This is a genomic window from Bacillus sp. GMa5/1, assembly GCF_050172015.1.
GTDB lineage: Bacteria > Bacillota > Bacilli > Bacillales > Bacillaceae_G > Bacillus_A > Bacillus_A cereus.
In genome coordinates this window covers 1-25,672 of record NZ_JBNLYC010000064.1, presented here as the reverse complement: position 1 = coordinate 25,672, position 25,672 = coordinate 1, and the positions used below count along the sequence as shown (strand labels likewise).

Genomic DNA, 25,672 nt, shown 5'->3' with positions numbered 1-25,672 from the left:
TTAAATTGACTAACTCCTTACCAATATTCAAAAACGACTGCATTTTTGAATTTGTGTTCTAGTTTTTCTTGAACAGGTAAATGAATAACTACACATAAACTCCTTATATCTCTAGTTAAACTACCGATTAGCTCCATATAAACTCTAGATAACCTATATAGAATACAAGTTATCAAGGAGGTAAGAAAAATGAATTTTATGAAACGAGCAATTCTCAGTATGAAAAAAAGGATAGGAACATCATTAATTTTGATGGCAGTTTTTCTGATTGTTACAAATTTGGTTCTTTCAGGTTTCACAATCCAAAATGCATCAAAAAAAGCAGCGGATGCTGCAAGAAAAAAACTTGGTGCAGATGTTACTTTAAGTCTTGATTTCGACAAAATAGGTCAAAAAGCTAAGGAAACTGGAGAAATGCCAAATCCGCCGCAGCTCGATGCAAAAGAAACAGATCAATTAGCGAAGTCCACGTATGTAAAAGATTATAATTACATAGCTAACACTTTCGGTATTTCTGATGGACTTAAACTAGTAGGAGCTTCAGAAGGAGAAGAAGAAGGAAAAGGTAAAGTGGGAATGACGGCTGCGCGAGGCGGTTCAAGCTCTGGTACAGAAATAGATATAAATGCTTCTTTTATGATTGAGGGAGTTCGCAAGACTGCATTACAAGAAAGCTTTAAAAACGGAAAAAGTAAAATCATTGATGGAAAACCAATAACAGAGCAAATGAAGGATCAGAATGTAGCTTTAATGGAAAAACGATTAGCGGAATTAAACAATTTGAAAGTAGGAGACAAAGTTAAAGTACAATCAGGGGATAAGAAGGAAACTCTTGAGGTTGAAATTATCGGCATTTACGAAACAAATGAGCAAGCAATGGGTCAACAGGCTCCTCCTATTATGGATCCAGCTAATAAACTATATATGCCGCATTCAACTATGAAAAAATTAGAAGTAGACCAAGGTATAAGTAGTGGTCAAGTCGTGTATTTCTTGAATGATCCACAATATATTGATGCATTTAAAAAAGAAGCAAAAAAATCTAACATTGATTTTAATTATTATAAATTAGATGCGCATGATTCATTGTACAAGCAAATGATTGGTCCTATCGAAAATATCTCTTCGACTTCTCAAATGATTATTTATATTGTATCGATTGCAGGTGCAATTATTTTAGGATTAATCATTATGCTATCAATTAAAGGACGTCGTAAAGAAATGGGAATTCTATTGTCTATTGGAGAGAAAAAGTGGAAACTGATAGCGCAATTCGTAGTAGAAGTAGTGTGTGTCGCTATTTTAGCATTTGGATTATCCATAACAACAGGAGCTAAAGTTTCTCAATATATCGGGGATAATTTACTTTCGAATGAAATTGCTACTGCAAGCGAAGAAACAGATACTTCGCAACATGGTACTGTAATGATGGCTGGATCTGGTGGTACTCTACAAAATCAAAAAGAAGATCCAATTGATAAAATTGATGTAAGTGTAACAGGAGAAGATGTAGGGAAAATGGGTGGAATTGGACTGGCTATTGCTATAATAGCAACGCTTCTTCCATCATTATCTATTCTACGTTTAAACCCAAAACAAATTCTTTTAAAAGATGAATGAGGAGGCTTAATATGGAGACGATTTTACAGTTTAAAAATTTGGATTATTATTATGAAAGTAATGGGAAAAATGTAGCGATACTAGATAATGTTAACTTTTCTTTCCAAAAAGGACATTTCTACACGATTTTAGGACCATCTGGATCTGGTAAAACCACAACTCTGAGCTTAGGTTGTGGACTGGATGTCCCTAAAAATGGTTATGTACTGTATAATGGTAAAGATATTAGAAAAATTGGTTTGGATCGATACCGTAATCAAAATGTATCTGTAATTTTCCAATCTTATAATTTGATAACCTATATGACAGCTCTTCAAAATGTCTTAACAGCAATGGAAATTACGGGTGTTAAAGTGCAAAATAAAACAGCAAGAGCATTAGAATTGTTAGAAAGGGTAGGACTCACAGAAGTTGAAGCGAAACGAAACGTCCTGCAACTAAGCGGCGGACAACAACAGCGTGTAGCAATTGCTCGAGCACTATCTTGTAATGTTGATTTACTGATTGCAGATGAGCCGACAGGAAACCTCGACGAGGAAACTGCAATGGATATAATAGAGCTATTTCAAGAACTTGCACATAAAGAGAATAAATGCATTATTGTTGTGACGCACTCACAGGAGGTTGCTAAAAAATCAGATCGTGCAGTGTATTTAAGTAAGCAGAAGTTGGTCGTAAATGAAATCTAATATAAACATCGTAGCTTTTTAATTCACATAATTTTCAAAATCCAGACCTTTCAAAAGCTTATATTTGATTTATAATAAAATCAAGCCATAATCAAAATGGTCTCCCTGTACTGAATGTTAAAATAGTTTGTTGTTCCCGTTTTAATAATATAATAAAAAGAACTTGTAGGATATTCTACAGGTTCTTTTTATTATATTTAGTTACCTATATCATGGGATAATCACACATAAAAAACGGGACATTACCTAGATGTATGACCTAAATATCGTCCCGTTTACCTACTCTGTATAGTTATTGCAGAATTAAACCTACAATCATAATTAAACTAAATACTATTATCCAACCAAACGCACAATAGCCAAAAATTCTAATCCATTTAGGTAATTGATGCATGTTAATTTTATTTGTGGGAACTCCTTGCATAGAAAACATCATTTTTTGATCTCTATCTCTATTATTTTGTTGTTCATACATACTATCATCACCTTTCCAGAACTATTGCGTTTATAGTATATCAGCCTAAAGAAAATTATGTACAGAATAAGAAGGGATAGCATAAATATTATGTGGTGAATTTTATAAATAAAGACATTTAATTGCCATGGTTCTAAGCGCTAATTCGTTATAAATACTGAAAAAGAGCACTACATAAATAGGACTCATTTTCTTCAAATATTAAGTTGCTGGATATAAATCAGAACCAAGGTAACGTTCTTTTATAATTTGAAGATGATGAAGCTCATGACCAGCAATGATGTATGCTAATGCACGAACTGTAACTTCAGAATTATTCGCATTTCCTCTTTGTGACCAAGCTTCTTTATCTAAGCTTCTAAGTAAATGCAGGGTAGATTGGCGAACAACTATTAAATTCCCAAGAAGATCTTGCATAGATTGCTTATCAAAAGCAGCTCTAAGAACATACATATCATCAAATGAAAAACCTGTTAATAAGTTTATACTTACTACAAAAACAAACAAACTCGTCCTATTTAAAGGAGAGTTTGTTTGTTTTTATGTTTAGATAATGGAATACTCATGCAAAATTTCACACTATGGTCCATATTTTTCATTGAATACTTGATATCTAGTGTTTCAAGAATTTGTTTAACAATATATAGTCCCAAACCATTTCCTCCAGTATTTCGATTTCTTGATTTTTCAATTCGATAAAATGGTTTGAAAATTTGTTGTAAATCTTCATCTTTAATATTGACACCTGTATTTATAATTTGCATTTTGATTTGACCTTGTTTCGAATCCTCACTTAACTTTATATAGACTTTTTCATTATGGGGTGAATACATCACCGCATTGTGTATAATATTTTTACATGCTTTTTCTAAAAGAGCACAATCTGTATAAATAGAAAGGTCAAAATCAATTTCTTTTATTATTTCGATGTTTTTTTGAGAAGCAAAAAATTCCAGATCTTTTGTAATTGTACCTATTAATTTTGAAAGATTAACTTTCTCTACCTTTAGTTTGAAGGTGTGTTGTTCTAATTTCGATACGCTTAAAATTTCACGAACTAATTGTTCCATACTTTCAATAATTTGATGATTCTTCTTTAAATATTGATCGCGATTTTGATAAGGGCCAATATTGTATATCATTCCTTCTAAGTATCCTTTCATTACAGTAAGAGGGGACTTTAATTCATGTGCTACAATCGCAAAAAACTCTCTTCGTTTTGTTTCTATTTCTCTTTCTTTTTCAATATCATTTTTTAATTGTTCATTTGCTTTTTTTAAATCAAACATAGCTTGTTGTAAGTTAATAGACATGTCATTCAAACTATTAGATAATTCTCCTAACTCATCTGTAGAGCGAACCTCAATTTTTTCGGAGAAATCTAAATTTGCCATCTTTTGTGCACCTTCATTAATATAAATAAGTGGCTTCGTAATAAACCTGGAATAAAAATAAGCACTCCCTATACCAATAACGAGCACAATGATACTAATATAGGGGAGAAAGCGTACTAAAACCTGTGAAGCTTCATCAATCGGTTGAAATGTAGCAAAGACTATAAGCGTTAAACTACCATCTTGGAATTGAATTGGTTTCGTAACATTATATGAATTGCTGAGGGTACTTGCATTCTCGAATCGTGTTGCTTTAGTAACTACTGTTTTTTGCGCACCACTTTGAATAAAAGAAAATGAAGGAGAGTAAATAATTACTCCTTCTTTATTTTGAAGATAAAGCATCGCATTATTTTTTTTGGCGTATTCATCAAAAAGTGGTATCGCATCTTGAAACGTAAGATTTTTAGACTTATCAATGATTTCGTTTATCCCTGTTTGAAGTTGATCTGTTTTATATTGCTCATAAAACGTAGGGAGAAAGAAGTATAAAGTTAAATAAATCAATACTGCAAAGGATAATAAAATGAGAGATGTAGTCATAAAGAGTTTATAAGTAATTTGCTTCATTTTCATGAGTTTCACAATACTATTCATCAATTTTATAACCAATACCCTTTATTGTTTTAATATAAGGGATAGCTAATTTTTTGCGTAGGTTTTTAATATGTGTATCAATTATTCGTGTTTCTCCAAAATAATCGTAACCCCAGACTTTCTCTACGATATTTTCTCTTGTAAGTACTTTTCTCTCATTTTGAAATAGTAGTTGTAGAATTTCAAACTCTTTTGTCGTTAATATAATTTCAACGTCATTTACATATACTCTATATGCATCCACATCAATACGCACTTCTTTAAATATCAAATGATTATTTACATTTTTATCATAACTTCTTCTAAGTACAGCTTCGACTCGTCTAATCAAAACATGAAATGAAAAGGGCTTTGTTATATAATCATCGATCCCAAGGTCGAATCCTTTCATTTGATCTTCCTCTTCTTCCAACGCAGTTAGCATAATAATTGGTACGTTTGACTGACTTCGAATCATTTTAGAAACTTCAAACCCATTAAGATTGGGCATCATGACATCTAGAAGAATTAAATCAAATGATTGCTTATTAAATTGTGTCATACCCTCTAGTCCATCTGAAGCGACTATCACTGTATAATGCTGCGTCATTAAAAATTGTTTAATTAATTCCTGAATTTCTTGATCGTCCTCTACCACGAGAATATGATAGTTTTTCATAATATCACCTCTGGTAGTCATTATAGCCGTACTATCTGGAGTTTATGTGGAGATACAATAGGAACTTCATAGGACGTTTAACGTATTAGCTTCATTTTCAAGAATGTGTATTCTCCAAAAAAATATGATTAGCCATATTCCTTTTTATGAAAAAATAATTGTATGCTTGAAAAAAATTATCGTATGAAAAGCTGAACGATTTATATTTCTAAAAAACCAATGTATAATATTGGGAACTGCATGTGATTTCTTAAACTGTGTGAACATATACTTTCGCTACTTACTAGAAGGGGAAACGGAAATGAATTTCAATATAAAAAAAGCTAGCGAAATTATAGAGTGTACTTCACAAACTTTAGAGTTTTTTGCTAATTTAGTAAACGATTAAGGTGTGAACTAAGGATTATTTAAATCATGCGAGAAAGGTTGTGAAATTATTTGATGGGTTATAAAGCGATGCTGTTTGATTTAGATGATACATTACTTGATAGGGATAAAGCAGTAGAGGCATTATTTTTAATTGTTTTAGAAAAGTGTTATGAAAATGTAGATGGTGCGGCTAAAAGCAACATGTTACAGAAATTCAAAGAATACGATAAAAGAGAATATGGCATAAGTAATAAAACGACAGTTTTAGAATCATTGTTTGATGAATTCACGCCAAGGTATAGATTGCCACGCAATTACATCCAAGATTTTTGGAATAATAATTTCCCTAGATGTTTTTCAATAGACCAAAATACTATTCATTTCTTAAATCAAATAAAGAAGCACTTTAAAGTTGGAATTATAACAAATGGCTCAACTCAGAGGCAAAAAGCTAAAATATTTAACACGAATTTAAATAGGTATTTTGAAACAATCATTATTTCTGAAGAAGTGGGATTTAGTAAACCTGATAAACGTATATTCGAACTAGCATTAGATAAGCTAAATTTACAACCGGAAAATACTTTATTTGTTGGGGATGACTTAGAAAAGGATATTGCTGGTCCTCAAAATGCAAATATAAAAGGTGTGTGGTTTAACCCTCAGAAAATCAAGAATACTACCAAAATACAACCATATGCCGAGATTAACACTTTGGATAGTTTGTTAAGTTATGTTACTCCACAATATTTTTATAACAAGTAAAAGTAATTCCATATATATATTCAAAAATATAAAAAAAGAGAAACTATCATTAATTTCATTGACCGTATTAGTAATAAAAAAATATATATTTACAACAAAAAATAGAGGCCATTTTAATAGCTGAGGCTAATTTAATCTATGATTAATACGAAGTTTTGTAAAACAATTTTACTCATACTGTGTAAATTATAAAGGGGTGGGACTATGGAAATAAAGAAAGTAGTAATCGATGGAATCAATATTGCGGTCATTAGGAACGATAAGGTATTAATATCGGATGTTCAGTCTGCATTAGATACTATGGCAACAGTTCAATATGAGGTAGATGCGAAACATATTATTATCCATAAATCTTTAATAAGTGAAGATTTCTTTGATCTAAAAACACGGCTTGCGGGCGATATCCTTCAAAAGTTTATAAACTACAAGGTAAAGATTGCTATTGTTGGAGATTTCTCTATGTATACTAGTAAAAGCTTAAAGGATTTTATTTATGAATGTAATAAAGGAAAAGATATTTTTTACTTAGCAACTGAACAACAAGCAATTGAAAAACTAAGTACATTAAAGTAATAATTATATCCTGCTAAATTCCCCCATTTCACTTAGTTCATGATTATATACGATATAGAAGAACTGATGTTTGTGGTAAACTAAGAGATGAATAAAGGGGGCGTTTTCTTGAACAATTTTAATGATACGATCCGAGATTTAAACAATATAGTTTACAAACCTAACAATTTAATGATTACGAATCTAAAAGAAGAAAAGCAAAACGCAGAATATGCAGGATGTTTATTCCACTTAAATAACAAAACCATTCGTTTTAGAAAATCAAAAGTTACTCCTAATAAAATTGGTCAATTTGTTTCTTTTTGGGAGAAAGATGAAAATATGCGAAATAGAGCTTTCTCTTATGAAGCTGCTCCTGATTTATTAGTAATCACTTGTATTGCTGATAATAAACTAGGACAATTTATTTTTCCTAAAGAGATTCTTCTTAAAGAAAAAATATTGAGAACACAAAGTCAAACAGGGAAAATGGCAATGAGAATTTATCCTGTTTGGGATACCACTGTTAGCAATCAAGCTAAAAGGAGCCAAACGTGGCAACTTCACTATTTTGTTGATTTAAGTGATATTAATAATTTGCCTATAGATAAACTATTAAATTTATATTCGTAGCTTTTGATTTGCCTCAAAAAGAAGTAATTACAGAAAAGACATTTGTAATGACGCTTTCTATTAATTTACCTCGTGAATCGTAATTTTTGTACCGGTACAGTTAAATGAAATGTACATTGTTACAGTGCCCCTTAAAATTTACAATCAGCATATATTATTTAAACTTATAAATTTTTAAGGGGTGCTAATTATGATAAGTTTACAAAATCAGCTTTTCACAAGATTAAATCTTAAAAAACGTAATGAAGTAACGTTTGAAGAATTACCTACTATACTCTTTTCATTTGCACACACTATACCATTTGAGAATTTAGATGTTATAGCACGAAATACGAATCAAATCTCTCTGGAAAACTTACGAGAGAAAATTTTAACGAGTTCCCGTGGTGGACTTTGCTACGAATTAAATACTCTTTTTTACTATTTCTTAAGAGACTGTGGCTATGATGTACAACTGGCATTAGGTACGGTTTATAAAAACGATATAAATGCATGGGCACTTGAGGATGGCCATATAACAATTATTTTAACTTATGATAATGTACAGTATTTAATTGATGTAGGTATAGCTTCGTTAGTACCTCTTGTTCCTGTACCTTTTACTGGTAAGTCTGTTTCTTCAAAAAATGGTTCGTACCGGGTGAGACGAAAAGATACGAGTAAGGGAAATTATGTTTTAGAAAGAATAGATACTGATGGAGAATGGAAAGTTTGTCATGCTTTTTATAAACATAATATTGATGAGATAATAGTAAACGATGTTCAAAGAAGAGTGATAGAAGATGAGAAGTCTATTTTTAATAAAGGACCAATTGCAGTAAAGTTGACGAACTCCGGTCATATTTCATTAACGAATACAAGTTTAACTGAAGCTATTCGTGGGGAAAAAACTAAGCATGAAATTACAGAAGATCAATATAAAGAGTTTTTATATACTTTATTTGCTATTAAGTTATGAATAATAAAGATAGCCGGTTCTTATTCAGAAGCGGCTATCTTTATTATTTTTGGTGTAAATGGTTTTCTTCTAATATGTTTCGGAAACTGCGGTATAGTTAGTGTTTTTAATGTTTTCTCAGCTTCTTCATACGTATGAAAAATTGGTTCTTTTCCATCATCCCCTTGTAAAACTAGCCCTTCATCTCGAATTACATATGGCATAAAACCACCCCATCTAGTAAAGAATTATGTTCTTTTGCAGCAGAATAATACGATTTAAAGTTTGATTTTCTTAATACATATAATACACTAGAACAGTACGAAAAAGTATGTACAATGAATTTTGAATGTAAAGGAAGATTATTATGTCAGTTATTGATAAATTGAAACTTAATAAGTATACAAATATGGTCGTTATTAACGAACCAAGTGATTATGACATTTTTACAGGTAAAGAAACTGCATTCTCAAAAGAACACGATGCTATCTTTATATTTGTAGAAACGCTTGATGAAATGGTGAAACAAACGAATTTTATTATTAGTAATGAAGAATTACTAATTGAAAAAGGTTACGTATTCTTCGCATATCCGAAAAAAGATAATGCTCGTTATAGTACGTTTATTCACCGTGATGAGATGTTTCCGGCATTAAACGTTGGAGAAGATGGTTATGTGGGAGAAAGCGACATTAAATTTGCACGAATGGTAAGTATGGATGAAGTCTTTACTGTTGTAGGTTTAAAACGCGAGAAGAAAAAAACAACGAAAACATCTGCTATGAGTCAATGTGTTGCCGATTATGCAGATCGAATTAAAGATGTTGAAGCATTATTAGCTAATCATCCGAATGAACTTAAGTTTTATCAAAGTTTAACGCCTGGATATCAGAAAGATTGGGCACGTAATCTTTTTTCTGTAAAACAAGAAAAAACACGTGAAAAACGTCTAGAGAAAATGATAGAGATCCTTTCACAAGGCTATAAAACAATTGAATTATTCCGTAAGAAGAAAAAATAATGATTAAGAAAGTCACAATGCTGCAACAATTAATTGTGATGAGTGCATTGAAAAAAGCATTCCTTCCATTATACTAAGGAATGTTCTTATATTTATATAATTAGTAAAAGAGAAAAGGTGTTTGAAATGAAATCGTATATTGTAGTTGGATCTGGAATTTTAGGAGCGTCTACTGCTTATCATCTTGCTAAGGCAGGTGCGAATGTTACTATCGTGGATCGCCAACAATTAGGACAAGCAACTGATGCAGGAGCAGGTATTGTATGTCCATGGCTATCGCAGCGTCGTAATAAAGCATGGTATAAAATTGTTAAAGGCGGTGCACGTTACTATTCTTCGTTAATTCAGCAATTAGAAGAAGACGGTGAAACTGACACAGGATATAATCGTGTAGGTGCAATTAGTTTACATACTGACGAGAAAAAGTTAGATCAAATGGAAGAGCGAGCTTATAAACGACGTGAAGATGCCCCAGAGATTGGTGAAATCACTCGCTTATCAGCTGAAGAAACAAAAAAATTATTCCCAGCATTATCAGACGAATATAGTTCTGTTCATATTAGTGGTGCTGCACGAGTAAATGGAAGATTATTACGCAATGCATTAATAAGTGCTGCGAAAAAACATGGTGCAACTTTAATAAAAGGCGATGCCATATTAGTCCGTGAAGGAAATCATATTACGGGAGTTACAGTAAACGATGAAACAATCTTAGCGGAAAAGGTTATTGTAACTGCAGGCGCATGGGCGAATGAAATCTTGAATCCATTAGGAATTAATTTCTTAGTTACATTCCAAAAAGGACAAATTGTTCATCTGCAAATCGAGAATACAGCAACAGAAAATATGCCAGTTGTTATGCCACCGAACGATCAATATATTTTAACGTTTGACAATGGGCATGTCGTAATTGGTGCAACACATGAGAATGATACTGGTTTCGATCATCGTGTAACAGCAGGTGGTTTACATGAAGTATTCCATAAGGCATTAGCAGTTGCACCTGGCTTAGAAAATGCTACAATGCTTGAAACGAGAGTTGGATTCAGACCATTCACACCAGGATTCTTACCTGTTATCGGACCACTACCTAACTTTGAAGGAATTCTCGTTGCGAATGGATTAGGGGCTTCGGGTTTAACAGCTGGTCCATACCTAGGAGCGGAACTTGCTAAACTAGCGCTCGGACAAACGATTGAATTAGATTTAAATGATTATGATGTTGCTGGCGCAATTGAATAATATAGGGTACTGCTAACATTTAGGAAAAACCATGCTAAACACATTCGACAGGGAATAAGCAGTTTTTCCTCTGTTAAGAGTAAGCCTGTTTATGAAAAATAAAATTCTTTAAACATAGAGGGCCGACATTATAAACCTGCATTAATAATGTAGAATTGTGATGTCGGCTCTTTATTTATATTTATTTAAAACTTATTTTCGAGAGGAGCTTAAGCAATGAGAGCGCCATATCAAGTATTGATATTTCCTTATATAAAAACTGCCGATTCTATTCAATATGCTATTTTCAACCGAAGTGATTATAGTTATTGGCAAGGAATAGCTGGTGGCGGAGAAGACGGTGAGATTCCTATTGAATCAGCAAAACGGGAAGCGTTTGAAGAGGCTGGTATTACAAGAGAATGTCCATATATACAATTAGATTCTGTGTCTTCACTACCAGTAGAGGATGTAGTTAGAGGATTCCTTTGGGGAGAAGAGGTTTATGTAATAAAAGAATTTTCTTTTGGAGTTAAAGTCCCTACAAAAAACATATCATTATCTAAAGAACACTTTAATTATAAATGGTTATGCTTTGAGGAAGCAGTAACGCTTTTGAAATGGGATAGCAACAAAACAGCATTGTGGGAATTAAACAAAAGACTATTAAAACAATAAAAGTTTTTGCTAACAAAAATAGTTGTGGAAGAAGAATTGAACCATTAACAAACCCTTGCTACACTTCTAAACAATATTTTATAGATTTGGCATGGGTAATGAACGAAGAGAACTTGCACTAAGAAAAGCCCTATACAGTTGCCTCTGAAAAAATGAAAATAGTTAGAAATATTTTTATATCGTACGGTTTTTGGCTATGAATAACGAAATAAATATTAAGTATTCAACAGTTCAAATAAAACGAGTCAGCTTTTTATTTTAGGAAGAAAGATGACTCGTTTTATGCTAAAATTCGCTTAGTGTATATTTTCGTTAAAATGTGGGTGGGCCCCCTTTTAGCAAAACCGGAGTGGGAATGATGAGTATAAATAGTTTTGTGGGATTGATAAATGACGAATTATTAAAAGAGGTAAGTATAAGAAGTGAGGATGAATTCGAGCCTGTAGTAGTTAAAGATATTCCTAGACTTTGGAAGTGTTTAGGAACAGGTAATTATGCCGCAGTATTCATGCACAAAGAATACAAAGATTGGGTAGTGAAAGTTTACGTGCGAGAAGGAGAAGGAATTGAAAAAGAGTCAGAAGTATACCGAAGAATTGGAGGTCATCCTTCTTATTCAAAGCTTATATATAAAGCGGAAAATTTCATAGTATTGAAACGTTTAAAAGAAATTACCTTATACGATGCTATTCATAAGGGTATTAAAATTCCTAAGCAAGTAATACTTGATATTAATGAGGCTTTAGAGTATGCGAGGGAACAAGGGTTAACTCCTTGTGATGTTCACGGGAAAAATGTGATGATGGAAAAAGGAAGGGGATATGTAGTCGATGTATCTGATTTCTTAAAAACAAAAGAAGATAGTAAGTGGAGAGATCTAGAAAAGGCATATTTCACCTTTTATTTTCCTTTCATATATAAATTGCCTTTCCCGGTTAAAATACCGTATTTTATGTTAAACATTGTTAGGCGTTCGTATAGAAAATATAAGAAGCTTAAAAAGAACTTCAAATTATAAAAGGACCATATATGTTCCTGAAAACGAGTTAAATTCACATAAATAACTTTAGAAAAATTTCAAATTTTGTTTAGGGGCTATTTCAAGACCTTAGCTTGTTGGGCATATGGTGTTACCTCAAAAAATAAAAAGATTAGGAGTAAATCCTAATCTTTTTATTTATACATATTTTTGTTAGTTATATCACTATCAATTCCAAAACGGGACATTTTGAATAAATGAAACCGTCAAAATAAGTGTTGATGCGGAACCAGCAGTTACTAAAGTTACTATTTTTCGTCCATTCTGTTCTTTTGAAGGTTTTATAAGTTCTGTAATTAACACAATCCATATTATGATAGATACTATTGAAATAATATTTATAGACATATGTAACACATCCCTTCGTGTTTTTACATAAATATTTCTTCTTTTATAAAATAAAAGCAATTTAACAAGAAAATATGTAACGCATTAAAAATCAATATTTTTCTGTTAAACCACCTTTTTTAAATAGAAATACGACTGATAAAACGATAACAACAGCCTTCAAACTGCCCCAATATGGATAAATAGCATGATCTGTTAGACTAGCATGCTGAAAAATATTCTCTAAACCGAAAATTCCTATCATGACTGCTAAAAGAAATGAAGCTGATCCATACGTCCCTTTACGATAGAGGGTAAATAAATAGACTGTGAAAATCAGTGGTAAGATGATTTGTAGTACGATTATCATAGTTCGTCCCCCAGATTATTTATAATTATATTATATACAAAATTGTAATAAAAAGGAATGCGACTTATTTGATACTAACAGAACTACTCTAATCATATTCTTCTATAAAAAAGAAGAAAAAGGGGTGTACAGTTAATTGACAAAAGTTAAAGTTAGTTTACGACCCATTGTTCATAACGTAAATTTACCAACTGTATTGAAAACAACGATACTTCCAGGTGAATCGACCGAAAGACTATTTATCGCAACTCAATTAGGGGAGATTTTTTACATAGGGGACGGAGTTATAAAGACATTTTTAGATATTCGTCACCTAATTATTAAATTAGGTACATTTGAAGAAGGTGTTTCTAGTAGCGGTTATGATGAACGCGGATTGCTTGGACTTGCGTTCCATCCACAATTTTATCAAAATGGGTTATTTTATCTTCATTATTCAGTAGCTGGAACTCAAGGGCCAGGTGCATTTTCTGAGCAATTTAAACCGAATCCTTGTGACCCTAAAACGTTAAATTTAAAGTGGTTTAATAGAAATACGCAATATGATCACATTGATACAGTGGAAGAATGGACTTTACAATCTAATGGTCAAGCTCAAAAACGACGAACATTACTGAATGTAAGAAGACCATTTTTTAATCATAACGGAGTCAATAGTTTAAACTTTTCACCTGAGACTGGAAAACTCGTTTTTACAAATGGAGATGGCGGATCAGGTTATGATCCATTTAATTTAAGCCAAGATGATTTAGAAATAGCAGGAAAAATAATTGAAATCGATGTAAGTAAAAATACATTTATAAATAACCCTCCTGTAGTTACACGCTTTAATGAACTTCCTTTATCTATACAAGAAACACTTACAGTAATTGCAAAAGGAGTACGTAATATAACCGGCATTTCATTTCAAAGGTTTTATAATCAATATATCAAATACGCCGGAAATGTCGGACAAGATATTGTAGAGTCTATTTTTTCATTTGTTCAATATAAACCTATACCGGTTACAAAACTTGTTCAAATGCATTTTATGAGGTTAACTCCCAAACAAGATGGGTTTATCAATTTTGGGTGGCGAGGATGGGAAGGGGATTTACCTACTTCTTTTATACGACATTGTTCTGAGAATCAGACTTTGGATGAGAGAACAATGGTTTATTATGATGAAACAATACAAACTTCAGTGAAGCGTATTCTGCCTCTACTTAGTTATTTTCATAAAGATTCTAGAACAGATAAGTTTGGAGGAACTTCACTTACAGGAGTTCAGCCATATATGGGAAATGCAATTCCAAATTTAACAGGTAGCGTTGTTTTTACTGACCTTGCCAAGAAAGGAGAATCTCAGTCTCCAATTAAGGGTGTTTTAGCCTATACTAGAGCAGGTACAGACGGTAAACATGCTGACTTTTATGCTATTGAAACCAATTATGATTTTGGTACGCAACCAGCTTATTATATGAGTTTAGGAACAAATTCGGATCAAACTAAATTATATTTAGGAGTTTACAGTTCTATGAAAGTAACTGATTTTAACAAAGGTACCATTTTTGAAATTATTCCTTGATACGATATAAATTCTCAGTTTAAAAACATAAAGAGTTTATTCTGCTTCCAAAACGCACAACTTGACTTGTCCCCCTAAAAATCTTCAATCTATAAGTATCTATTATATAGTGATTTATAACTAGTAGAAAGCAACTCATAAACCATAAGTGTATGAATAATATAGAAAGTAATGAATGTGGTATCTTTAGGGGGTATTTTAATGAATTGGTTTGTACGTTATTGGTATCAACTGATGATAGAACATGATACGAGCTTTGTTCATAAAAGAAAATTGTCCCTTGCGAATAAGTTAGTACTTACAGCTTTGATGAGTGCATTGGCCACCATGTTTCAAGCAGCTGGGAACTTAGTTCCTGGTATAGGTTTGCTCATTAGTCCATTTTCGACATTACCGATTTTTTTTGCTATTTTCTATTCTATTCGTGAGGGAATACTTTCTTATATTCTTACTATTTTTCTATTATTTATTATTGAGCCCAGTGAACTAATTGTCTTTCCTTTTACTACAGGCTTATTAGGTCTAGCCTTAGGAGTATCCTTTTTAAAATTAAAGAGGAGAATTTGGATTGTTTCTTTTTCAGCAACTTGTCTACTTATAGGTATTATGATCGTTCTCGATGTTTTCCACTTTCCGGTACTTGGTCCTGCTGTTCATACAACTATGGATATAAAAATTATTTTATCAATATTTATAATGAGCTTTCTATACTGTTGGATTTATGCAGGTTTTTGCAGAATAATGATGAATAGATTATATAAAGTGTTGTATTGACAATGGCATAATGAGGATTGGAGATTGAATTCATGACTAACGTTGCAGTTAGAAGACCGAATTTGAATGATGTAGATGAACTATATTTATTTTTCCGTATAGTTATTACGAATACATACAAAAATGAAGGATTGTCACAATTATTAGATGACATAGAAAATGAAATTAACTCAAAAAAGCAGTATTTGAAAAGTGACTTTGATAGTAACGGAGAAAGTCGTTACTTTTTATTAGCAATTGATACAAGTAACGATAAAATCATTGGAACAATCGAAATCGGTCCAGCAAGTACATTGATTAATAGTTGTACAGGTGGTGTACTTAAAAATTTGTATGAAATAGGAACTGTATTCATACTTCCGGAGTATCAGAGAAAGGGAATAGGGAGTTTATTACTACATACAATGTTTCTTACATTACTTAGCAGAGGGATAACAGAATATTGTTTAGATAGTGGATATAAAAATGCGCAAAGTATATGGATGAAAAAGTTTGGAAAACCTAGCTATGTATTGAAAGATTACTGGGGAGAATCCAGTGATCATATGATTTGGAAGAAAAGTTTACATGATACACCTATAATATTTGAATTATAAAATGAAATATGCCTCTGAACATAGCTTTTCTTACTTATGTATGCTATTATTTATCTTTATAATAAAAGAGGACGTGAATGAACTTGATTAAAATTAATATTCCTGAAGCTGATGTTTCAATTACTGAACGTAAACAAGTTATTAAAGGAGACGAGCCAATCATTACTCCAATTAATGGATTTATCGATTTCCACTTGTTCCCTAGAGATAAAGGCGGCATTTTTATGTTTTACAATATTAATGACGAACTTCTTTTCGTAGGTAAAGCTCGTAAAATTAGACAACGTATTAAGAAGCATTTTGAAGATAATGTTTCACCAATTAAAAATCACCGTGATGAAGTATACCGCATTGATGCATGTATCGTAGAAGATCCAACAGAAAGAGAAATTTACGAAACATATATCATTAATGAATACAAAGCGAAATATAACGTTGATAAAGTATTCTACAAATAATCAACATTAATAAAAAACAATCCTAGCTAATATGCAAGGATTGTTTTTTATTTAGATTTATTCTTCATATCTTTCTCCTTTTTTCAAATGATTAGCAGCAACAAAACAGATTACACCTATAAATATAAGTACAATACCAACCGTTTTATGTTTTCCCTCAAAGAAAGGAATATCTGAAATAACATTTGTCATACATAGTCCTAAAAATACAAGGATAGGGCCCACCCAAAGTAATACATTACCGAATTTTGTGTGCTTCCACATAATAACCCTCCTCAACCCTCTTTACATATATATCCATAAATAAAAAGTAAATTCATAGAGAAATATAGTTTTTTTCATATCGAAAATTTAACCCTCATATATTGGTACAAGCAAAAGAGAAAGGAGACCATCATGAATTGGTTAGAAGCTTTCATACTAGGTATAATTCAAGGTTTAACAGAATTTTTACCAATCAGTAGTACCGGACATCTTTATTTAGGAAGGCATTTGTTCCGATTAGATGAGGCTGGCTTATTTTTAGATACGATGCTGCATATTGGGACTTTACTTGCGGTTTTTATTTATTACAAAAAAGAATTTATATATTTAATTAAAAACCCATTTTCAAAGCTCATGTTATTACTTATCGTTGGGACAATACCCGCAGTTGTAATTGGTTTATTGTTTAAAGACTTCTTTGAAGATATTTCAAAAACAGGAATCACGATCGGTTGGGAGTTTTTAGTGACCGGATTCTTTCTCTACATGGCAGATAAACAAAAGAATGGTCGTAAAAAAATGGATGACATAACATATAAAGACGCATTAATTATCGGTTCATTTCAAGCTGCTGCTATTTTTCCAGCCATTTCCCGTTCTGGAATGACAATTGTCGCTGCATTATGGAGAAAATTAGACCGTGAAACTGCTGCGTACTTTTCTTTTTTACTATCGACACCAGCCATCGTTGGAGCTATCATTTTGCAATTTGTAGACGTTTTTCAAGGGAAAGCAGAATCTATTTCTAGTACATCTTTAATTGTCGGAACGTTATCAGCAGCGTTTTTTGGATACATAGCCGTTTCATGGATGATTCAATATTTAAAACGTCACTCCTTAAAAGTATTCGCGTATTACGTATGGGGATTAGGTATTTTAATTTTAATGTTGCAATTTACTGATGTATTTTAAGTATAATGATAAAGAAGTTAATTAGTTTAAGATCCTGTTTCATTCATACAAGGCAGGATCTCTTTTTATTAAGGGGGAAAATATGTTTAATAAGGCTATCGTTATTGGTGGAAGTATGGCAGGAAAGTTTGCAGCAAAAGCATTATCAACTTCTTTTAAAGAAGTAATCATTATAGAAGCTGGTGAAAGATGGGATGGAAAGTCTTCGAGAAAAAGAGTTCCACAAAGTAATCATCCTCACGTGTTATTAAAAGGTGGAGAAAACGCAATTGAAGAATTGTTTCCTAATATTACGAACGAATTAATAGAAGCGGGTAGTATTATAAACAACTTTACGCGTGATTTGAAATGGCATCAATTCGGTCTATGGAAACAACCGTTCATAGGGGAAGTACATATGATTCAACAAAGTCGTCCTTTGCTAGAATGGCATATTCAAAAACGAATACATCAAATTTCAAATATTACTATTAAATATGAAACATTGGTTAAAGGGTTATTGGTAGATGCAAAGCTTAACAAAGTGTGTGGAGTAAAAGTTAAATATTTAGAGACAAACACACAAGAAGAAGTTCATGCGGATCTTGTAGTTGATGCGAGTGGGTTTGGCTCAAAAAGTATAGAGTGGCTACGAGAATACGAAATTAAAGTACAAGAAGAGAAAGTTCGTATTGATTTATTTTACGCAACGAAAATGTTCAAACTTAAAGAAAATGAGGAGTTAGACTGTTGTAATATGCTAATGTCTCCTAGTTTCCCTGATAACCCTTATGGCGTTCTTATTCAAACGATAGAAGATAATCGTTATTTTGTTACTTTTAGTGGATACGCAAATGAGAAAGCACCACAAACAGATGATGAGTTTTATGATTTTGCTGAAAATCTATCAATTTCTAATGTTACAGACTTCTTAAATAAGGCTGAGGGAATTACTGATATAAAGACATACAAAATTCCTTATCAAGTACGCCGGCGATTTGATTTAGTGAATAATGTACCAGAAGGATTATTAGTTATTGGAGATGCGCAATGTCGTTTTGATCCCGTTTTCGGCCAAGGCGTATCAGTTGCTGCTATGGAGGCTCACCAATTGCAATTACTTTTGCAAGATAGAAAACAACTTGATAAAACATTTACACAGCAATTTTATAAAAAGGCAGCTACTATAATAGAAACCCCTTGGGATATGACAACAACAGAAATATCACGTCACCCGCAACTAAAGAGAGAATTAACTACAAAACAAAAATTTCAACTATGGTATACGAAGCAAATATATCGACTATCCGCAAGTAATTCTGATGTTTATATTCGGTTAGTACGAGTGATGAATTTAATTCGTAGTCCATTTCATCTCTTTCATCCGAAAGTGCTACTATCTGTATTACTTAATCGAAAGAAATAGCAGGAATATAATTGATTAAAAAAGAATGTATAACAGTTAGTAAATCAAGAAGGAGAATACGGGATGGAAATATACATAGAGCAACTAAAGAAACAAGATGCTAAGGATTTATTTACGTTTGAACTTACAAATAAATCTTTTTTTGAAACAATGGTACCAAATCGTGGCTCGAAATATTTTGAATTTGAATATTTCCAAAAACTACTAGACGATTTATTAATAGAACAGGCAGATGGAGATTCTTATTTTTATTTAATTCGTAATGAAGAAAAAGAAATTGTAGGGCGAATCAATTTAGTAGATATAGATACGGAAACTCGAATTAGTTCGCTCGGGTATCGTGTCGGAGAAAAATTCACTAAAAAAGGAGTTGCAACAGCAGCCGTAAAATTAATTTTAGATGTAGCGAAAAATAATGAAATTACTGAAGTTCATGCTAAAACAACGACTAATAATCTCGCATCACAAATTGTACTAGAAAAAAGCGGATTTTCTTCTTATCAAAACGAATCAGATATAACATCTGTAGAATTAAATGGAGAACATGTGAAGTTTGTACACTATATTTGGAGAAATACTTCGCACTTATAATAAGGAGGACTTATTCATGAATGATTTACGTTATCCAATTGGCCAATTTACATACAAACGTCCTATAACTGAAGAAATGATTGATACATGGATTCAAGAAATTGAAGATTTACCTAATGAACTAACAAAGGCAATTAAAGATTTAGATCAGAAGCAGTTAGATACACCATATCGCGTTGGAGGTTGGACTGTACGTCAAGTAGTTCATCACGTCGTTGATAGCCATATGAATAGCTACATACGCTTTAAATTAGCACTGACAGAAAAGAATCCAACTATTAAGCCGTATAAAGAAGAGAAGTGGGCAGAGTTACCTGATTCAAAATTACCGGTAGATGTTTCACTAGTAATGCTAGATTCATTACATAAAAGATGGGTTAATCTTTTATATTCTCTAGAAATTGAAGATTTAGAAAAGACATTTAACCATCCTGAAACTGGTGAAACAAAACTTGCTGTTGCAATAGGACTATATGCATGGCATGGTCGTCACCATACCGCTCATATTACTTCTTTAAGAAAGCGTCTAAATTGGTAACATGGAGATTATATTAGAAAAGGTGACAGAAACTGATGCAGAAGTTATATTTCAAATGCAAATAGACTCATTTAGCTCTTTATTACATAAATATAAAGACTATGAAACAAATCCAGCAAATGAAACTATTGAAAAAACTATTTTTAGAATAAATAATCCCAGCAGTAATTTTTATAAGGTGATAATAGATTCGAAACTTGTTGGAGCGATATGTATATCCGCAAAAGAACTACCTTATAAATTTTGGATTAGTCCAATGTTTATTCATCCAATCTATCAAGGGAAAGGAATTGCTCAGAAAGTACTTATTTTAATTGAAGAAATGTTTCCAGAAGCACGAAGTTTTGAACTTGCTACGATTTTAGAAGAAGAAAGAAATTGTTTTCTATACGAGAAAATGGGGTATAAAAGAACAGAAGTAATAAAGAAATTAAATGATAAAACTACACTTGTTTATTACAAAAAAGAAAGGTAAAGCATTTAAAATACGCTTTACCTTTTTATGTTATTTTAGATTAAATATACAAAAATAATGTATGTTCTTCCAAAATACTCGGGTTAGTAATTTCGAAAATGAATAAAGATACAAAAAACACTACTTTGTCGTAAAGGTTACTAGCGCTTTTTGAATGCTTAAAATACTATCGTCACCTTTAAATTCTTTCGTAATTGGTTCCTCCATACTAGACACCCAAATTTTAAGTTCTGCATCTAAATCAAAATGCCCAGCCGTTTCGATGCTATATTGTGTAATACTTTTATAAGGAATAGAATGGTATTCTGTTTTTTTGCCAGTTACTCCTTGTTTATCTACTAATATAAGACGACGATTTGTAAATACGATTAGATCACGAATTAATTTATAAGCATGCTCTACTTTTTCATCGTCTAGCATAATCTTCTCTAAATCACGTTCTACACTTTCAGAACTCGTATTTGATGCATTTCCTAAAATACCGCTAAATAAACCCATATTAAATTCCTCCTTTAATATATGTGGAATGAATTACTTATATTGTAACATGTTACTCACAAAGATATTATCACATTACTTTAGTAGTTTCTGGTTATTGTTGTAATTAGTTTATATAACCTCATCTTAAAATCTTATGCTAATATGAAATTAAGAAAAAAGAAGCAGAGGGATATAGAATGAAGAATATCGGTTTAGTATTAGAGGGCGGAGGAATGAAAGGTTTATATACTGCAGGTGTACTCGAATATTTCATGGAAAAGAACTTATTCTTTCCATATGTAGTCGGCGTATCAGCTGGAGCCTGTATGGGAGCAACCTATTTGTCGCGTCAACAAGGGAGAAATAAGAAAGTAAATACAGAGCTAGTATCAGATTACAGGTATATATCTTATCGAAATTTAATTCGAAAACGTGAATTATTTGGAATGGACTTTTTATTTGATGAAGTACCTAATAAAATTGTTCCATTTGATTTTCAAACTTTCTTAAACTGTAATGAACAATTTGTTATAGGGACGACTGATTGCGAATCAGGACAAGCTGTTTATTATAATAAAAAAGAACATGGAAATGATATTTTAAAAATCATCCGTGCATCCAGCTCTGTGCCGTTTATAGCACCTGCTGTAGAATATGATAATCGAAAATTACTAGATGGAGGAATTATAGATCCTATACCAGTTTTAAAAGCTCAAACTGATGGTTATGAAAAGAACGTTGTAATTATGACAAAGCCAGAAGGATACGAGAAGCAGCGAAATAAATTTTCTGGTCTAGCTAAAATTCTATATAGAAAATATCCGAAAATCGCAGAGAATTTAGTAGACCATTATCGTTTTTATAACGAGACGATATCTTATATGAATCAAGAAGAACAAAAAGATAATTTTTATGTAATTCAACCAAGTGTACAGCTTCCTATAAGCGGAATAGAAAGAAATAAGGAAAAGCTCGTTAATTTATATAATCTTGGGTATATCGATGCTCAATATCATTATGAAAACTTATTAAATTGGCTAGAGAAATAAAGGGGTGGTAGGTAAAAAGGTTATTTTTAATGAATTGCAGAACACGCCTAGTCCACTGTATAAACCGTTTCCGAATTGTGACATTCGAAAAATAAGAAAAGATTTTAATAATACGTTTACAGAAGATGATTGTATAAGCGCTGATTTAAATTATTATTGGATGCATACAGCAGGTACTTTAAGTTACGTGCTTAATAATAATGAACAGGAGATTGTGTTTAATCAAATTAAGTGGCTAAGAAAATCGTTTTTTGAGTGGTTTCCGCAATATCGTTTTCTAGAAACAGAGATTATGAATTATCCCATTTTATATAGAGATTTCATGAATTATGAAAAGACCCGTAAGCTATTACTTTATTATCTTACTGAACAAAAAAAGTACAATATTAACACCTTGTCCATGTAGGTATTTTAACGAGAAAAAAGAAGTACATATAGAATATGTAAGAGGTAGGAGATAGAAGCTTGTTAGCTGTTTTCCTTTCAATTCATGTCCAACTCAAATATTTCAAGTAAAATTCGCTTCTAAATGGTATTATCAAATATCAAGAAAACTAATTTAGAAACGAAGAAGGGACAGGTTTAATATGGAAAACGTATCAAATGTAGATAAAGTAGAATCTATACAGTCTTTACAGTCAACAATCCGTAAACTTGAAAATGCGCTATCTCAGATGACTCAAAAAGGTGCAAATACTACATTAGTGAAAAAAAGACTCAAAGCAGCTAGTATCGGCTTAGCTATGTTAGAAAGTATTTGGAATCAAGAAACCCATCATTACACCCAAGAGGATTTAGCAGACGCTCGAAATGTTCTAATTGGTTTGTTGCCATCAATTGAAAAGATTTATGTTAAGTCAAAGCTTGGGAGTCCTCAAAGAACACTGTTAGAAAGAAGAATAAAATCATTGGAACTTTCTATTCAAGCAATTGATCATCTTTCTAATCAATAACTTCTCTAAACACATAACTTACGACTACTTTTATATAGGGATTCTAATGAAAAAATTACATATAGAATACTACAAAGGAGAAAGAGAGGTGATGGAGAAGGTACCAATAAAGCGTCTGTGTTAAAAATAGGTATGGACGTGCAGTATAGCAGTCGTTTTCCTTCAAATGATTATCCATCGAGAAAGATTGAAACATATTCTTTTTATAGTTCGATTTTAAATAACACACGTAAAATTCATATTTATACGCCTCATGATTATTCTCACACTTCACATCTTCAAGAACTTCTCATTGTATTTGATGGGAATTCATTCATTCATTCATTCATAACCTTCCAATCGCAAAAACACTTAATTATTTAATTTACAAAAATGAAATCCCATCTTGTATTGCTGTTGCTATAGATCCTGTCGATCGATTAGAAGAGCTAACTTATAATGATAAAATGAATGCATTTTTCAAGGAGGAATTACTTCCGTGGTGTGCATCAAGAAGCAAAACATACAACAATTGCTGGTTTCAGTCTTGGTGGCTTAGCAGCTTTTTATGCAACACTTCAAAATCCACATGTTTTCGGAAATGTGTTGTCAATGTCTGGATCCGTACATTGGAAAAAAGATGATTATGAAAATCAAATTTAATCAATAGATTCTAATGCGACTCATCTCTATTCTTACATAGCAGTAGGAGAACTTGAAAACAAACCTCTTTTAACGGCTAATAGACGTCTGTATAAAGCTTTAAAAGAAAAGGAATACCAAATTACTTATGAAGAGTTTCAAGGCGGTCATGATAGCGTGTGGTGGCGAGAAAAGCTATTCGAAGGATTAAGGGCATTGAATTTTACAAAAACGACACTAAAAAATAAAAAGGAGAGAGAAGCTATGAATCAAGAAGAACTAGATAAAAAACTAAAAAAGCAAGAGATTTTAGTAAAAGATGAGAAAGTTTGGTCGTATACGTATGAGGATCATATTAGTTCTATCGTTAAACAAGCAGAACAGAAAGGAGCTTTTGATAATTTACCTGGTAAAGGTAAACCTCTTAATCTCGATAAAGATCTTTCTTACAATCCTGAAAAACAACTTTATAGAACTTTAGCAAATAATCATGTTTTACCAAGGTGGATTGAGCTTTCAAAAGAAATTGACGATTTAAAAGAAAGACTAAAAGAAAATACAAATGCGGCAGAAGCAGCGGATTTAATTCGAACTATTAATAAAAAGGTTTTAGAACACAATTTACTTTGTCCACCAAGTGCGCAAAAAACGAGGGTGAAAACGGACTTTTAACAATTTTTCACAAAGCTATTTCTTGCTATATAATTAAGTAAGGCATTTTCAATTCATTACTAAAGGGAGGCAAATGTGATGAAGAATACGTATCAACTTCAAATTCCGACAGAACTAGAGCAGTATCGTAGTATTTTAGAAGAAAGTATAAAACCGTATGTTAAAGTGTCTGGAACATTAGCAGAGACAACACTTTTTGAGAGTAAGTTTGGTGGTTATCCGTATTTACCTATAGATCAAGAGCATCCTAAAGACTCAAATGGACAACCTATGATGCTACTTGCGCAGTTAAACTTTGAAGAAATTCCGCATGTTGAATATATGCCTCAAAAGGGAATGTTACAGTTTTTCGTAAGTGCTGATGATGAGCTTTATGGAGCAGATTTTGATCATCCAACAATCCAAAAAGACTTTCGAATTATTTATCATTCTACAATTATAGAAGATTTAAATAAGGTAATTACTGATTTTAGTTATTTAAACACTTTAGAATTAGAAGACTTTATCATACCTGAAGCAGCAAAACTGAATTTTGAGTTAGCTTATCAACCAGTAACACCAAGAGATTATCGATTTGAAATGATTTTTAGTGATAACATTGATTGGGAAGAAATTGTTGATGAAGAAAATAATACAGAATTAGGCGAACTGTATGATGATTTATGTAAAGATCAAGGACATAAAATTGGTGGATATCCATTTTTCACACAGACAGATCCGAGAGAATGGGAAGAAAAATACCAGCAACATGACATATTATTGCTGCAAATTGATACAGACGATTCATTAAATATTATGTGGGGCGATTCTGGGGTTGCTAATTTCTTTATACGTAAGGAAGAGCTGTTAAATCCAGATTTTTCCAATGTCATTTACAATTGGGATTGTTACTAGAGGATATAAATAAAATAATAGCAAATAAAAAATCTTCCTGAAGGTGAGGAGGATTTTTTTATGTTAAAAATAAGCGTT

Annotated in this window: 32 protein-coding genes and 2 pseudogenes; 25 read left to right on the top strand and 9 right to left on the bottom strand. The window is 31.9% G+C overall.

All coding sequences use genetic code 11. The annotated features are described in order from the left end of the window. Positions 1 to 189 precede the first annotated feature (189 nt). Positions 190 to 1,620, top strand: coding sequence for an ABC transporter permease (locus ACQGSG_RS16175; protein ID WP_325843092.1), 1,431 nt, complete (start codon positions 190 to 192; stop codon positions 1,618 to 1,620). A gap of 11 nt (positions 1,621 to 1,631) precedes the next feature. Continuing rightward, positions 1,632 to 2,309 carry an ABC transporter ATP-binding protein gene (locus tag ACQGSG_RS16170; protein WP_030025800.1) on the top strand — a complete coding sequence of 226 codons (678 nt, stop codon included), beginning with the start codon at positions 1,632 to 1,634 and terminating at the stop codon, positions 2,307 to 2,309. 292 nt (positions 2,310 to 2,601) lie between these two features. Here ACQGSG_RS16170 and ACQGSG_RS16165 read toward each other — a convergent pair whose 3' ends face one another. The 4 genes and pseudogenes from ACQGSG_RS16165 to ACQGSG_RS16150 form a co-directional block, all read right to left on the bottom strand. Then, a complete protein-coding gene (locus ACQGSG_RS16165) occupies positions 2,602 to 2,784 on the bottom strand; it encodes a hypothetical protein (RefSeq protein ID WP_000273232.1) in 183 nt (60 codons plus the stop codon). Positions 2,785 to 2,985: 201 nt separating this feature from the next. Further along, positions 2,986 to 3,261 (bottom strand): annotated as a pseudogene (locus tag ACQGSG_RS16160) (DinB family protein); the annotation flags it as partial. Between the two features lie 41 nt (positions 3,262 to 3,302). Further along, positions 3,303 to 4,754, bottom strand: coding sequence for a HAMP domain-containing sensor histidine kinase (locus tag ACQGSG_RS16155; RefSeq protein ID WP_325843093.1), 1,452 nt, complete (start codon positions 4,752 to 4,754; stop codon positions 3,303 to 3,305). Positions 4,755 to 4,767: 13 nt separating this feature from the next. Further along, entirely contained in the window at positions 4,768 to 5,433 is a 666-nt protein-coding gene (locus ACQGSG_RS16150; RefSeq protein WP_000800726.1) for a response regulator transcription factor, read from the bottom strand. Positions 5,434 to 5,874: 441 nt separating this feature from the next. Between ACQGSG_RS16150 and ACQGSG_RS16145 the strand changes: the two genes are divergently transcribed. The 4 genes from ACQGSG_RS16145 to ACQGSG_RS16130 all read left to right on the top strand — a co-directional run bounded on the left by ACQGSG_RS16145 (position 5,875) and on the right by ACQGSG_RS16130 (position 8,710). After that, on the top strand, positions 5,875 to 6,567 hold the full coding sequence (locus tag ACQGSG_RS16145) for an HAD-IA family hydrolase (RefSeq protein ID WP_000540714.1): 693 nt from the start codon (positions 5,875 to 5,877) through the stop codon (positions 6,565 to 6,567). A gap of 204 nt (positions 6,568 to 6,771) precedes the next feature. Beyond that, complete coding sequence (locus ACQGSG_RS16140; protein ID WP_000403462.1) at positions 6,772 to 7,140, top strand: DUF4180 domain-containing protein; 369 nt, start codon at positions 6,772 to 6,774, stop codon at positions 7,138 to 7,140. 108 nt (positions 7,141 to 7,248) lie between these two features. Next, positions 7,249 to 7,752 (top strand): MepB family protein, encoded by a 504-nt coding sequence (locus ACQGSG_RS16135; RefSeq protein WP_001058767.1) that lies wholly within the window; start codon positions 7,249 to 7,251, stop codon positions 7,750 to 7,752. Between the two features lie 190 nt (positions 7,753 to 7,942). Next, positions 7,943 to 8,710 (top strand): arylamine N-acetyltransferase family protein, encoded by a 768-nt coding sequence (locus ACQGSG_RS16130; RefSeq protein WP_098365279.1) that lies wholly within the window; start codon positions 7,943 to 7,945, stop codon positions 8,708 to 8,710. 20 nt (positions 8,711 to 8,730) lie between these two features. On the opposite strand, the gene ACQGSG_RS16125 is transcribed toward ACQGSG_RS16130, so the two are convergent. Further along, positions 8,731 to 8,913 (bottom strand): hypothetical protein, encoded by a 183-nt coding sequence (locus ACQGSG_RS16125; protein WP_001147161.1) that lies wholly within the window; start codon positions 8,911 to 8,913, stop codon positions 8,731 to 8,733. A 143-nt stretch (positions 8,914 to 9,056) separates the two neighbouring features. Between ACQGSG_RS16125 and ACQGSG_RS16120 the strand changes: the two genes are divergently transcribed. From ACQGSG_RS16120 to ACQGSG_RS16105, 4 genes are all read left to right on the top strand, one after another. Beyond that, entirely contained in the window at positions 9,057 to 9,710 is a 654-nt protein-coding gene (locus ACQGSG_RS16120; protein ID WP_325843094.1) for a YdeI/OmpD-associated family protein, read from the top strand. Between the two features lie 126 nt (positions 9,711 to 9,836). Beyond that, entirely contained in the window at positions 9,837 to 10,952 is a 1,116-nt protein-coding gene (locus ACQGSG_RS16115; RefSeq protein ID WP_098294131.1) for an NAD(P)/FAD-dependent oxidoreductase, read from the top strand. A gap of 216 nt (positions 10,953 to 11,168) precedes the next feature. Next, positions 11,169 to 11,609: an NUDIX pyrophosphatase gene (locus ACQGSG_RS16110; RefSeq protein ID WP_325843095.1), complete on the top strand. Its 441-nt coding sequence runs from the start codon at positions 11,169 to 11,171 to the stop codon at positions 11,607 to 11,609. A 358-nt stretch (positions 11,610 to 11,967) separates the two neighbouring features. Then, positions 11,968 to 12,627, top strand: a complete 660-nt coding sequence (locus ACQGSG_RS16105; protein ID WP_325843096.1) for a serine/threonine protein kinase — start codon at positions 11,968 to 11,970, stop codon at positions 12,625 to 12,627. A 189-nt stretch (positions 12,628 to 12,816) separates the two neighbouring features. Here the strand turns inward: ACQGSG_RS16105 and ACQGSG_RS16100 are convergent, their stop codons facing one another. Then, on the bottom strand, positions 12,817 to 12,996 hold the full coding sequence (locus tag ACQGSG_RS16100; protein ID WP_000026326.1) for a hypothetical protein: 180 nt from the start codon (positions 12,994 to 12,996) through the stop codon (positions 12,817 to 12,819). Between the two features lie 91 nt (positions 12,997 to 13,087). After that, positions 13,088 to 13,345 carry a hypothetical protein gene (locus tag ACQGSG_RS16095; RefSeq protein WP_000587708.1) on the bottom strand — a complete coding sequence of 86 codons (258 nt, stop codon included), beginning with the start codon at positions 13,343 to 13,345 and terminating at the stop codon, positions 13,088 to 13,090. A gap of 136 nt (positions 13,346 to 13,481) precedes the next feature. Here ACQGSG_RS16095 and ACQGSG_RS16090 point away from each other — a divergent pair, with 136 nt between their 5' ends. From ACQGSG_RS16090 to ACQGSG_RS16075, 4 genes are all read left to right on the top strand, one after another. After that, positions 13,482 to 14,912: a PQQ-dependent sugar dehydrogenase gene (locus ACQGSG_RS16090; RefSeq protein ID WP_053513122.1), complete on the top strand. Its 1,431-nt coding sequence runs from the start codon at positions 13,482 to 13,484 to the stop codon at positions 14,910 to 14,912. Between the two features lie 201 nt (positions 14,913 to 15,113). Continuing rightward, on the top strand, positions 15,114 to 15,686 hold the full coding sequence (locus ACQGSG_RS16085; RefSeq protein WP_001103993.1) for a hypothetical protein: 573 nt from the start codon (positions 15,114 to 15,116) through the stop codon (positions 15,684 to 15,686). 32 nt (positions 15,687 to 15,718) lie between these two features. Beyond that, complete coding sequence (locus ACQGSG_RS16080) at positions 15,719 to 16,282, top strand: GNAT family N-acetyltransferase (protein WP_000185961.1); 564 nt, start codon at positions 15,719 to 15,721, stop codon at positions 16,280 to 16,282. 77 nt (positions 16,283 to 16,359) lie between these two features. Beyond that, positions 16,360 to 16,740 (top strand): nucleotide excision repair endonuclease, encoded by a 381-nt coding sequence (locus tag ACQGSG_RS16075; protein ID WP_001048941.1) that lies wholly within the window; start codon positions 16,360 to 16,362, stop codon positions 16,738 to 16,740. A 57-nt stretch (positions 16,741 to 16,797) separates the two neighbouring features. On the opposite strand, the gene ACQGSG_RS16070 is transcribed toward ACQGSG_RS16075, so the two are convergent. Beyond that, positions 16,798 to 17,004 carry a hypothetical protein gene (locus ACQGSG_RS16070; RefSeq protein ID WP_000265477.1) on the bottom strand — a complete coding sequence of 69 codons (207 nt, stop codon included), beginning with the start codon at positions 17,002 to 17,004 and terminating at the stop codon, positions 16,798 to 16,800. 132 nt (positions 17,005 to 17,136) lie between these two features. Between ACQGSG_RS16070 and ACQGSG_RS16065 the strand changes: the two genes are divergently transcribed. From ACQGSG_RS16065 to ACQGSG_RS16045, 5 genes are all read left to right on the top strand, one after another. Beyond that, positions 17,137 to 17,916, top strand: a complete 780-nt coding sequence (locus ACQGSG_RS16065; RefSeq protein WP_001104298.1) for an undecaprenyl-diphosphate phosphatase — start codon at positions 17,137 to 17,139, stop codon at positions 17,914 to 17,916. A gap of 82 nt (positions 17,917 to 17,998) precedes the next feature. Beyond that, a complete protein-coding gene (locus ACQGSG_RS16060) occupies positions 17,999 to 19,321 on the top strand; it encodes an FAD-dependent oxidoreductase (protein ID WP_000482050.1) in 1,323 nt (440 codons plus the stop codon). 63 nt (positions 19,322 to 19,384) lie between these two features. Further along, on the top strand, positions 19,385 to 19,912 hold the full coding sequence (locus ACQGSG_RS16055; RefSeq protein WP_000409242.1) for a GNAT family N-acetyltransferase: 528 nt from the start codon (positions 19,385 to 19,387) through the stop codon (positions 19,910 to 19,912). 16 nt (positions 19,913 to 19,928) lie between these two features. Then, positions 19,929 to 20,450: a YfiT family bacillithiol transferase gene (locus ACQGSG_RS16050; protein WP_000999070.1), complete on the top strand. Its 522-nt coding sequence runs from the start codon at positions 19,929 to 19,931 to the stop codon at positions 20,448 to 20,450. 1 nt (position 20,451) lies between these two features. Beyond that, complete coding sequence (locus tag ACQGSG_RS16045; RefSeq protein WP_002005126.1) at positions 20,452 to 20,925, top strand: GNAT family N-acetyltransferase; 474 nt, start codon at positions 20,452 to 20,454, stop codon at positions 20,923 to 20,925. A 120-nt stretch (positions 20,926 to 21,045) separates the two neighbouring features. On the opposite strand, the gene ACQGSG_RS16040 is transcribed toward ACQGSG_RS16045, so the two are convergent. Beyond that, complete coding sequence (locus ACQGSG_RS16040) at positions 21,046 to 21,423, bottom strand: PH domain-containing protein (RefSeq protein ID WP_000522476.1); 378 nt, start codon at positions 21,421 to 21,423, stop codon at positions 21,046 to 21,048. Positions 21,424 to 21,602: 179 nt separating this feature from the next. Here ACQGSG_RS16040 and ACQGSG_RS16035 point away from each other — a divergent pair, with 179 nt between their 5' ends. The 6 genes and pseudogenes from ACQGSG_RS16035 to ACQGSG_RS16010 all read left to right on the top strand — a co-directional run bounded on the left by ACQGSG_RS16035 (position 21,603) and on the right by ACQGSG_RS16010 (position 25,594). Next, positions 21,603 to 22,454: a patatin-like phospholipase family protein gene (locus tag ACQGSG_RS16035; RefSeq protein WP_000789287.1), complete on the top strand. Its 852-nt coding sequence runs from the start codon at positions 21,603 to 21,605 to the stop codon at positions 22,452 to 22,454. A 4-nt stretch (positions 22,455 to 22,458) separates the two neighbouring features. Beyond that, the gene (locus tag ACQGSG_RS16030) at positions 22,459 to 22,860 is read left to right on the top strand and encodes a YxiJ-like family protein (protein ID WP_426947628.1); all 402 of its coding nucleotides are present in this window, start codon (positions 22,459 to 22,461) and stop codon (positions 22,858 to 22,860) included. A 181-nt stretch (positions 22,861 to 23,041) separates the two neighbouring features. Then, on the top strand, positions 23,042 to 23,407 hold the full coding sequence (locus ACQGSG_RS16025) for a hypothetical protein (RefSeq protein WP_000432685.1): 366 nt from the start codon (positions 23,042 to 23,044) through the stop codon (positions 23,405 to 23,407). Between the two features lie 93 nt (positions 23,408 to 23,500). Then, a pseudogene (locus tag ACQGSG_RS16020) lies at positions 23,501 to 24,268 on the top strand (alpha/beta hydrolase); the annotation flags it as partial. A gap of 24 nt (positions 24,269 to 24,292) precedes the next feature. After that, entirely contained in the window at positions 24,293 to 24,700 is a 408-nt protein-coding gene (locus ACQGSG_RS16015) for a DUF1992 domain-containing protein (protein WP_033667379.1), read from the top strand. Positions 24,701 to 24,778: 78 nt separating this feature from the next. Then, positions 24,779 to 25,594: a YwqG family protein gene (locus ACQGSG_RS16010; RefSeq protein ID WP_098516748.1), complete on the top strand. Its 816-nt coding sequence runs from the start codon at positions 24,779 to 24,781 to the stop codon at positions 25,592 to 25,594. Positions 25,595 to 25,672: the final 78 nt, after the last annotated feature.

Bases quoted from the DNA above. Each gene is read 5' to 3' on its own strand.
- ACQGSG_RS16175 (WP_325843092.1), top strand. From the start codon at position 190: ATGAATTTTATGAAACGAGCAATTCTCAGTATGAAAAAAAGGATAGGA.
- ACQGSG_RS16170 (WP_030025800.1), top strand. From the start codon at position 1,632: ATGGAGACGATTTTACAGTTTAAAAATTTGGATTATTATTATGAAAGT.
- ACQGSG_RS16165 (WP_000273232.1), bottom strand. From the start codon at position 2,784: ATGTATGAACAACAAAATAATAGAGATAGAGATCAAAAAATGATGTTT.
- ACQGSG_RS16155 (WP_325843093.1), bottom strand. From the start codon at position 4,754: ATGAAAATGAAGCAAATTACTTATAAACTCTTTATGACTACATCTCTC.
- ACQGSG_RS16150 (WP_000800726.1), bottom strand. From the start codon at position 5,433: ATGAAAAACTATCATATTCTCGTGGTAGAGGACGATCAAGAAATTCAG.
- ACQGSG_RS16145 (WP_000540714.1), top strand. From the start codon at position 5,875: ATGGGTTATAAAGCGATGCTGTTTGATTTAGATGATACATTACTTGAT.
- ACQGSG_RS16140 (WP_000403462.1), top strand. From the start codon at position 6,772: ATGGAAATAAAGAAAGTAGTAATCGATGGAATCAATATTGCGGTCATT.
- ACQGSG_RS16130 (WP_098365279.1), top strand. From the start codon at position 7,943: ATGATAAGTTTACAAAATCAGCTTTTCACAAGATTAAATCTTAAAAAA.
- ACQGSG_RS16125 (WP_001147161.1), bottom strand. From the start codon at position 8,913: ATGCCATATGTAATTCGAGATGAAGGGCTAGTTTTACAAGGGGATGAT.
- ACQGSG_RS16120 (WP_325843094.1), top strand. From the start codon at position 9,057: ATGTCAGTTATTGATAAATTGAAACTTAATAAGTATACAAATATGGTC.
- ACQGSG_RS16115 (WP_098294131.1), top strand. From the start codon at position 9,837: ATGAAATCGTATATTGTAGTTGGATCTGGAATTTTAGGAGCGTCTACT.
- ACQGSG_RS16110 (WP_325843095.1), top strand. From the start codon at position 11,169: ATGAGAGCGCCATATCAAGTATTGATATTTCCTTATATAAAAACTGCC.
- ACQGSG_RS16105 (WP_325843096.1), top strand. From the start codon at position 11,968: ATGAGTATAAATAGTTTTGTGGGATTGATAAATGACGAATTATTAAAA.
- ACQGSG_RS16100 (WP_000026326.1), bottom strand. From the start codon at position 12,996: ATGTCTATAAATATTATTTCAATAGTATCTATCATAATATGGATTGTG.
- ACQGSG_RS16095 (WP_000587708.1), bottom strand. From the start codon at position 13,345: ATGATAATCGTACTACAAATCATCTTACCACTGATTTTCACAGTCTAT.
- ACQGSG_RS16085 (WP_001103993.1), top strand. From the start codon at position 15,114: ATGAATTGGTTTGTACGTTATTGGTATCAACTGATGATAGAACATGAT.
- ACQGSG_RS16080 (WP_000185961.1), top strand. From the start codon at position 15,719: ATGACTAACGTTGCAGTTAGAAGACCGAATTTGAATGATGTAGATGAA.
- ACQGSG_RS16075 (WP_001048941.1), top strand. From the start codon at position 16,360: ATGAACTTGATTAAAATTAATATTCCTGAAGCTGATGTTTCAATTACT.
- ACQGSG_RS16070 (WP_000265477.1), bottom strand. From the start codon at position 17,004: ATGTGGAAGCACACAAAATTCGGTAATGTATTACTTTGGGTGGGCCCT.
- ACQGSG_RS16065 (WP_001104298.1), top strand. From the start codon at position 17,137: ATGAATTGGTTAGAAGCTTTCATACTAGGTATAATTCAAGGTTTAACA.
- ACQGSG_RS16060 (WP_000482050.1), top strand. From the start codon at position 17,999: ATGTTTAATAAGGCTATCGTTATTGGTGGAAGTATGGCAGGAAAGTTT.
- ACQGSG_RS16055 (WP_000409242.1), top strand. From the start codon at position 19,385: ATGGAAATATACATAGAGCAACTAAAGAAACAAGATGCTAAGGATTTA.
- ACQGSG_RS16050 (WP_000999070.1), top strand. From the start codon at position 19,929: ATGAATGATTTACGTTATCCAATTGGCCAATTTACATACAAACGTCCT.
- ACQGSG_RS16045 (WP_002005126.1), top strand. From the start codon at position 20,452: ATGGAGATTATATTAGAAAAGGTGACAGAAACTGATGCAGAAGTTATA.
- ACQGSG_RS16040 (WP_000522476.1), bottom strand. From the start codon at position 21,423: ATGGGTTTATTTAGCGGTATTTTAGGAAATGCATCAAATACGAGTTCT.
- ACQGSG_RS16035 (WP_000789287.1), top strand. From the start codon at position 21,603: ATGAAGAATATCGGTTTAGTATTAGAGGGCGGAGGAATGAAAGGTTTA.
- ACQGSG_RS16025 (WP_000432685.1), top strand. From the start codon at position 23,042: ATGGAAAACGTATCAAATGTAGATAAAGTAGAATCTATACAGTCTTTA.
- ACQGSG_RS16015 (WP_033667379.1), top strand. From the start codon at position 24,293: ATGAATCAAGAAGAACTAGATAAAAAACTAAAAAAGCAAGAGATTTTA.
- ACQGSG_RS16010 (WP_098516748.1), top strand. From the start codon at position 24,779: ATGAAGAATACGTATCAACTTCAAATTCCGACAGAACTAGAGCAGTAT.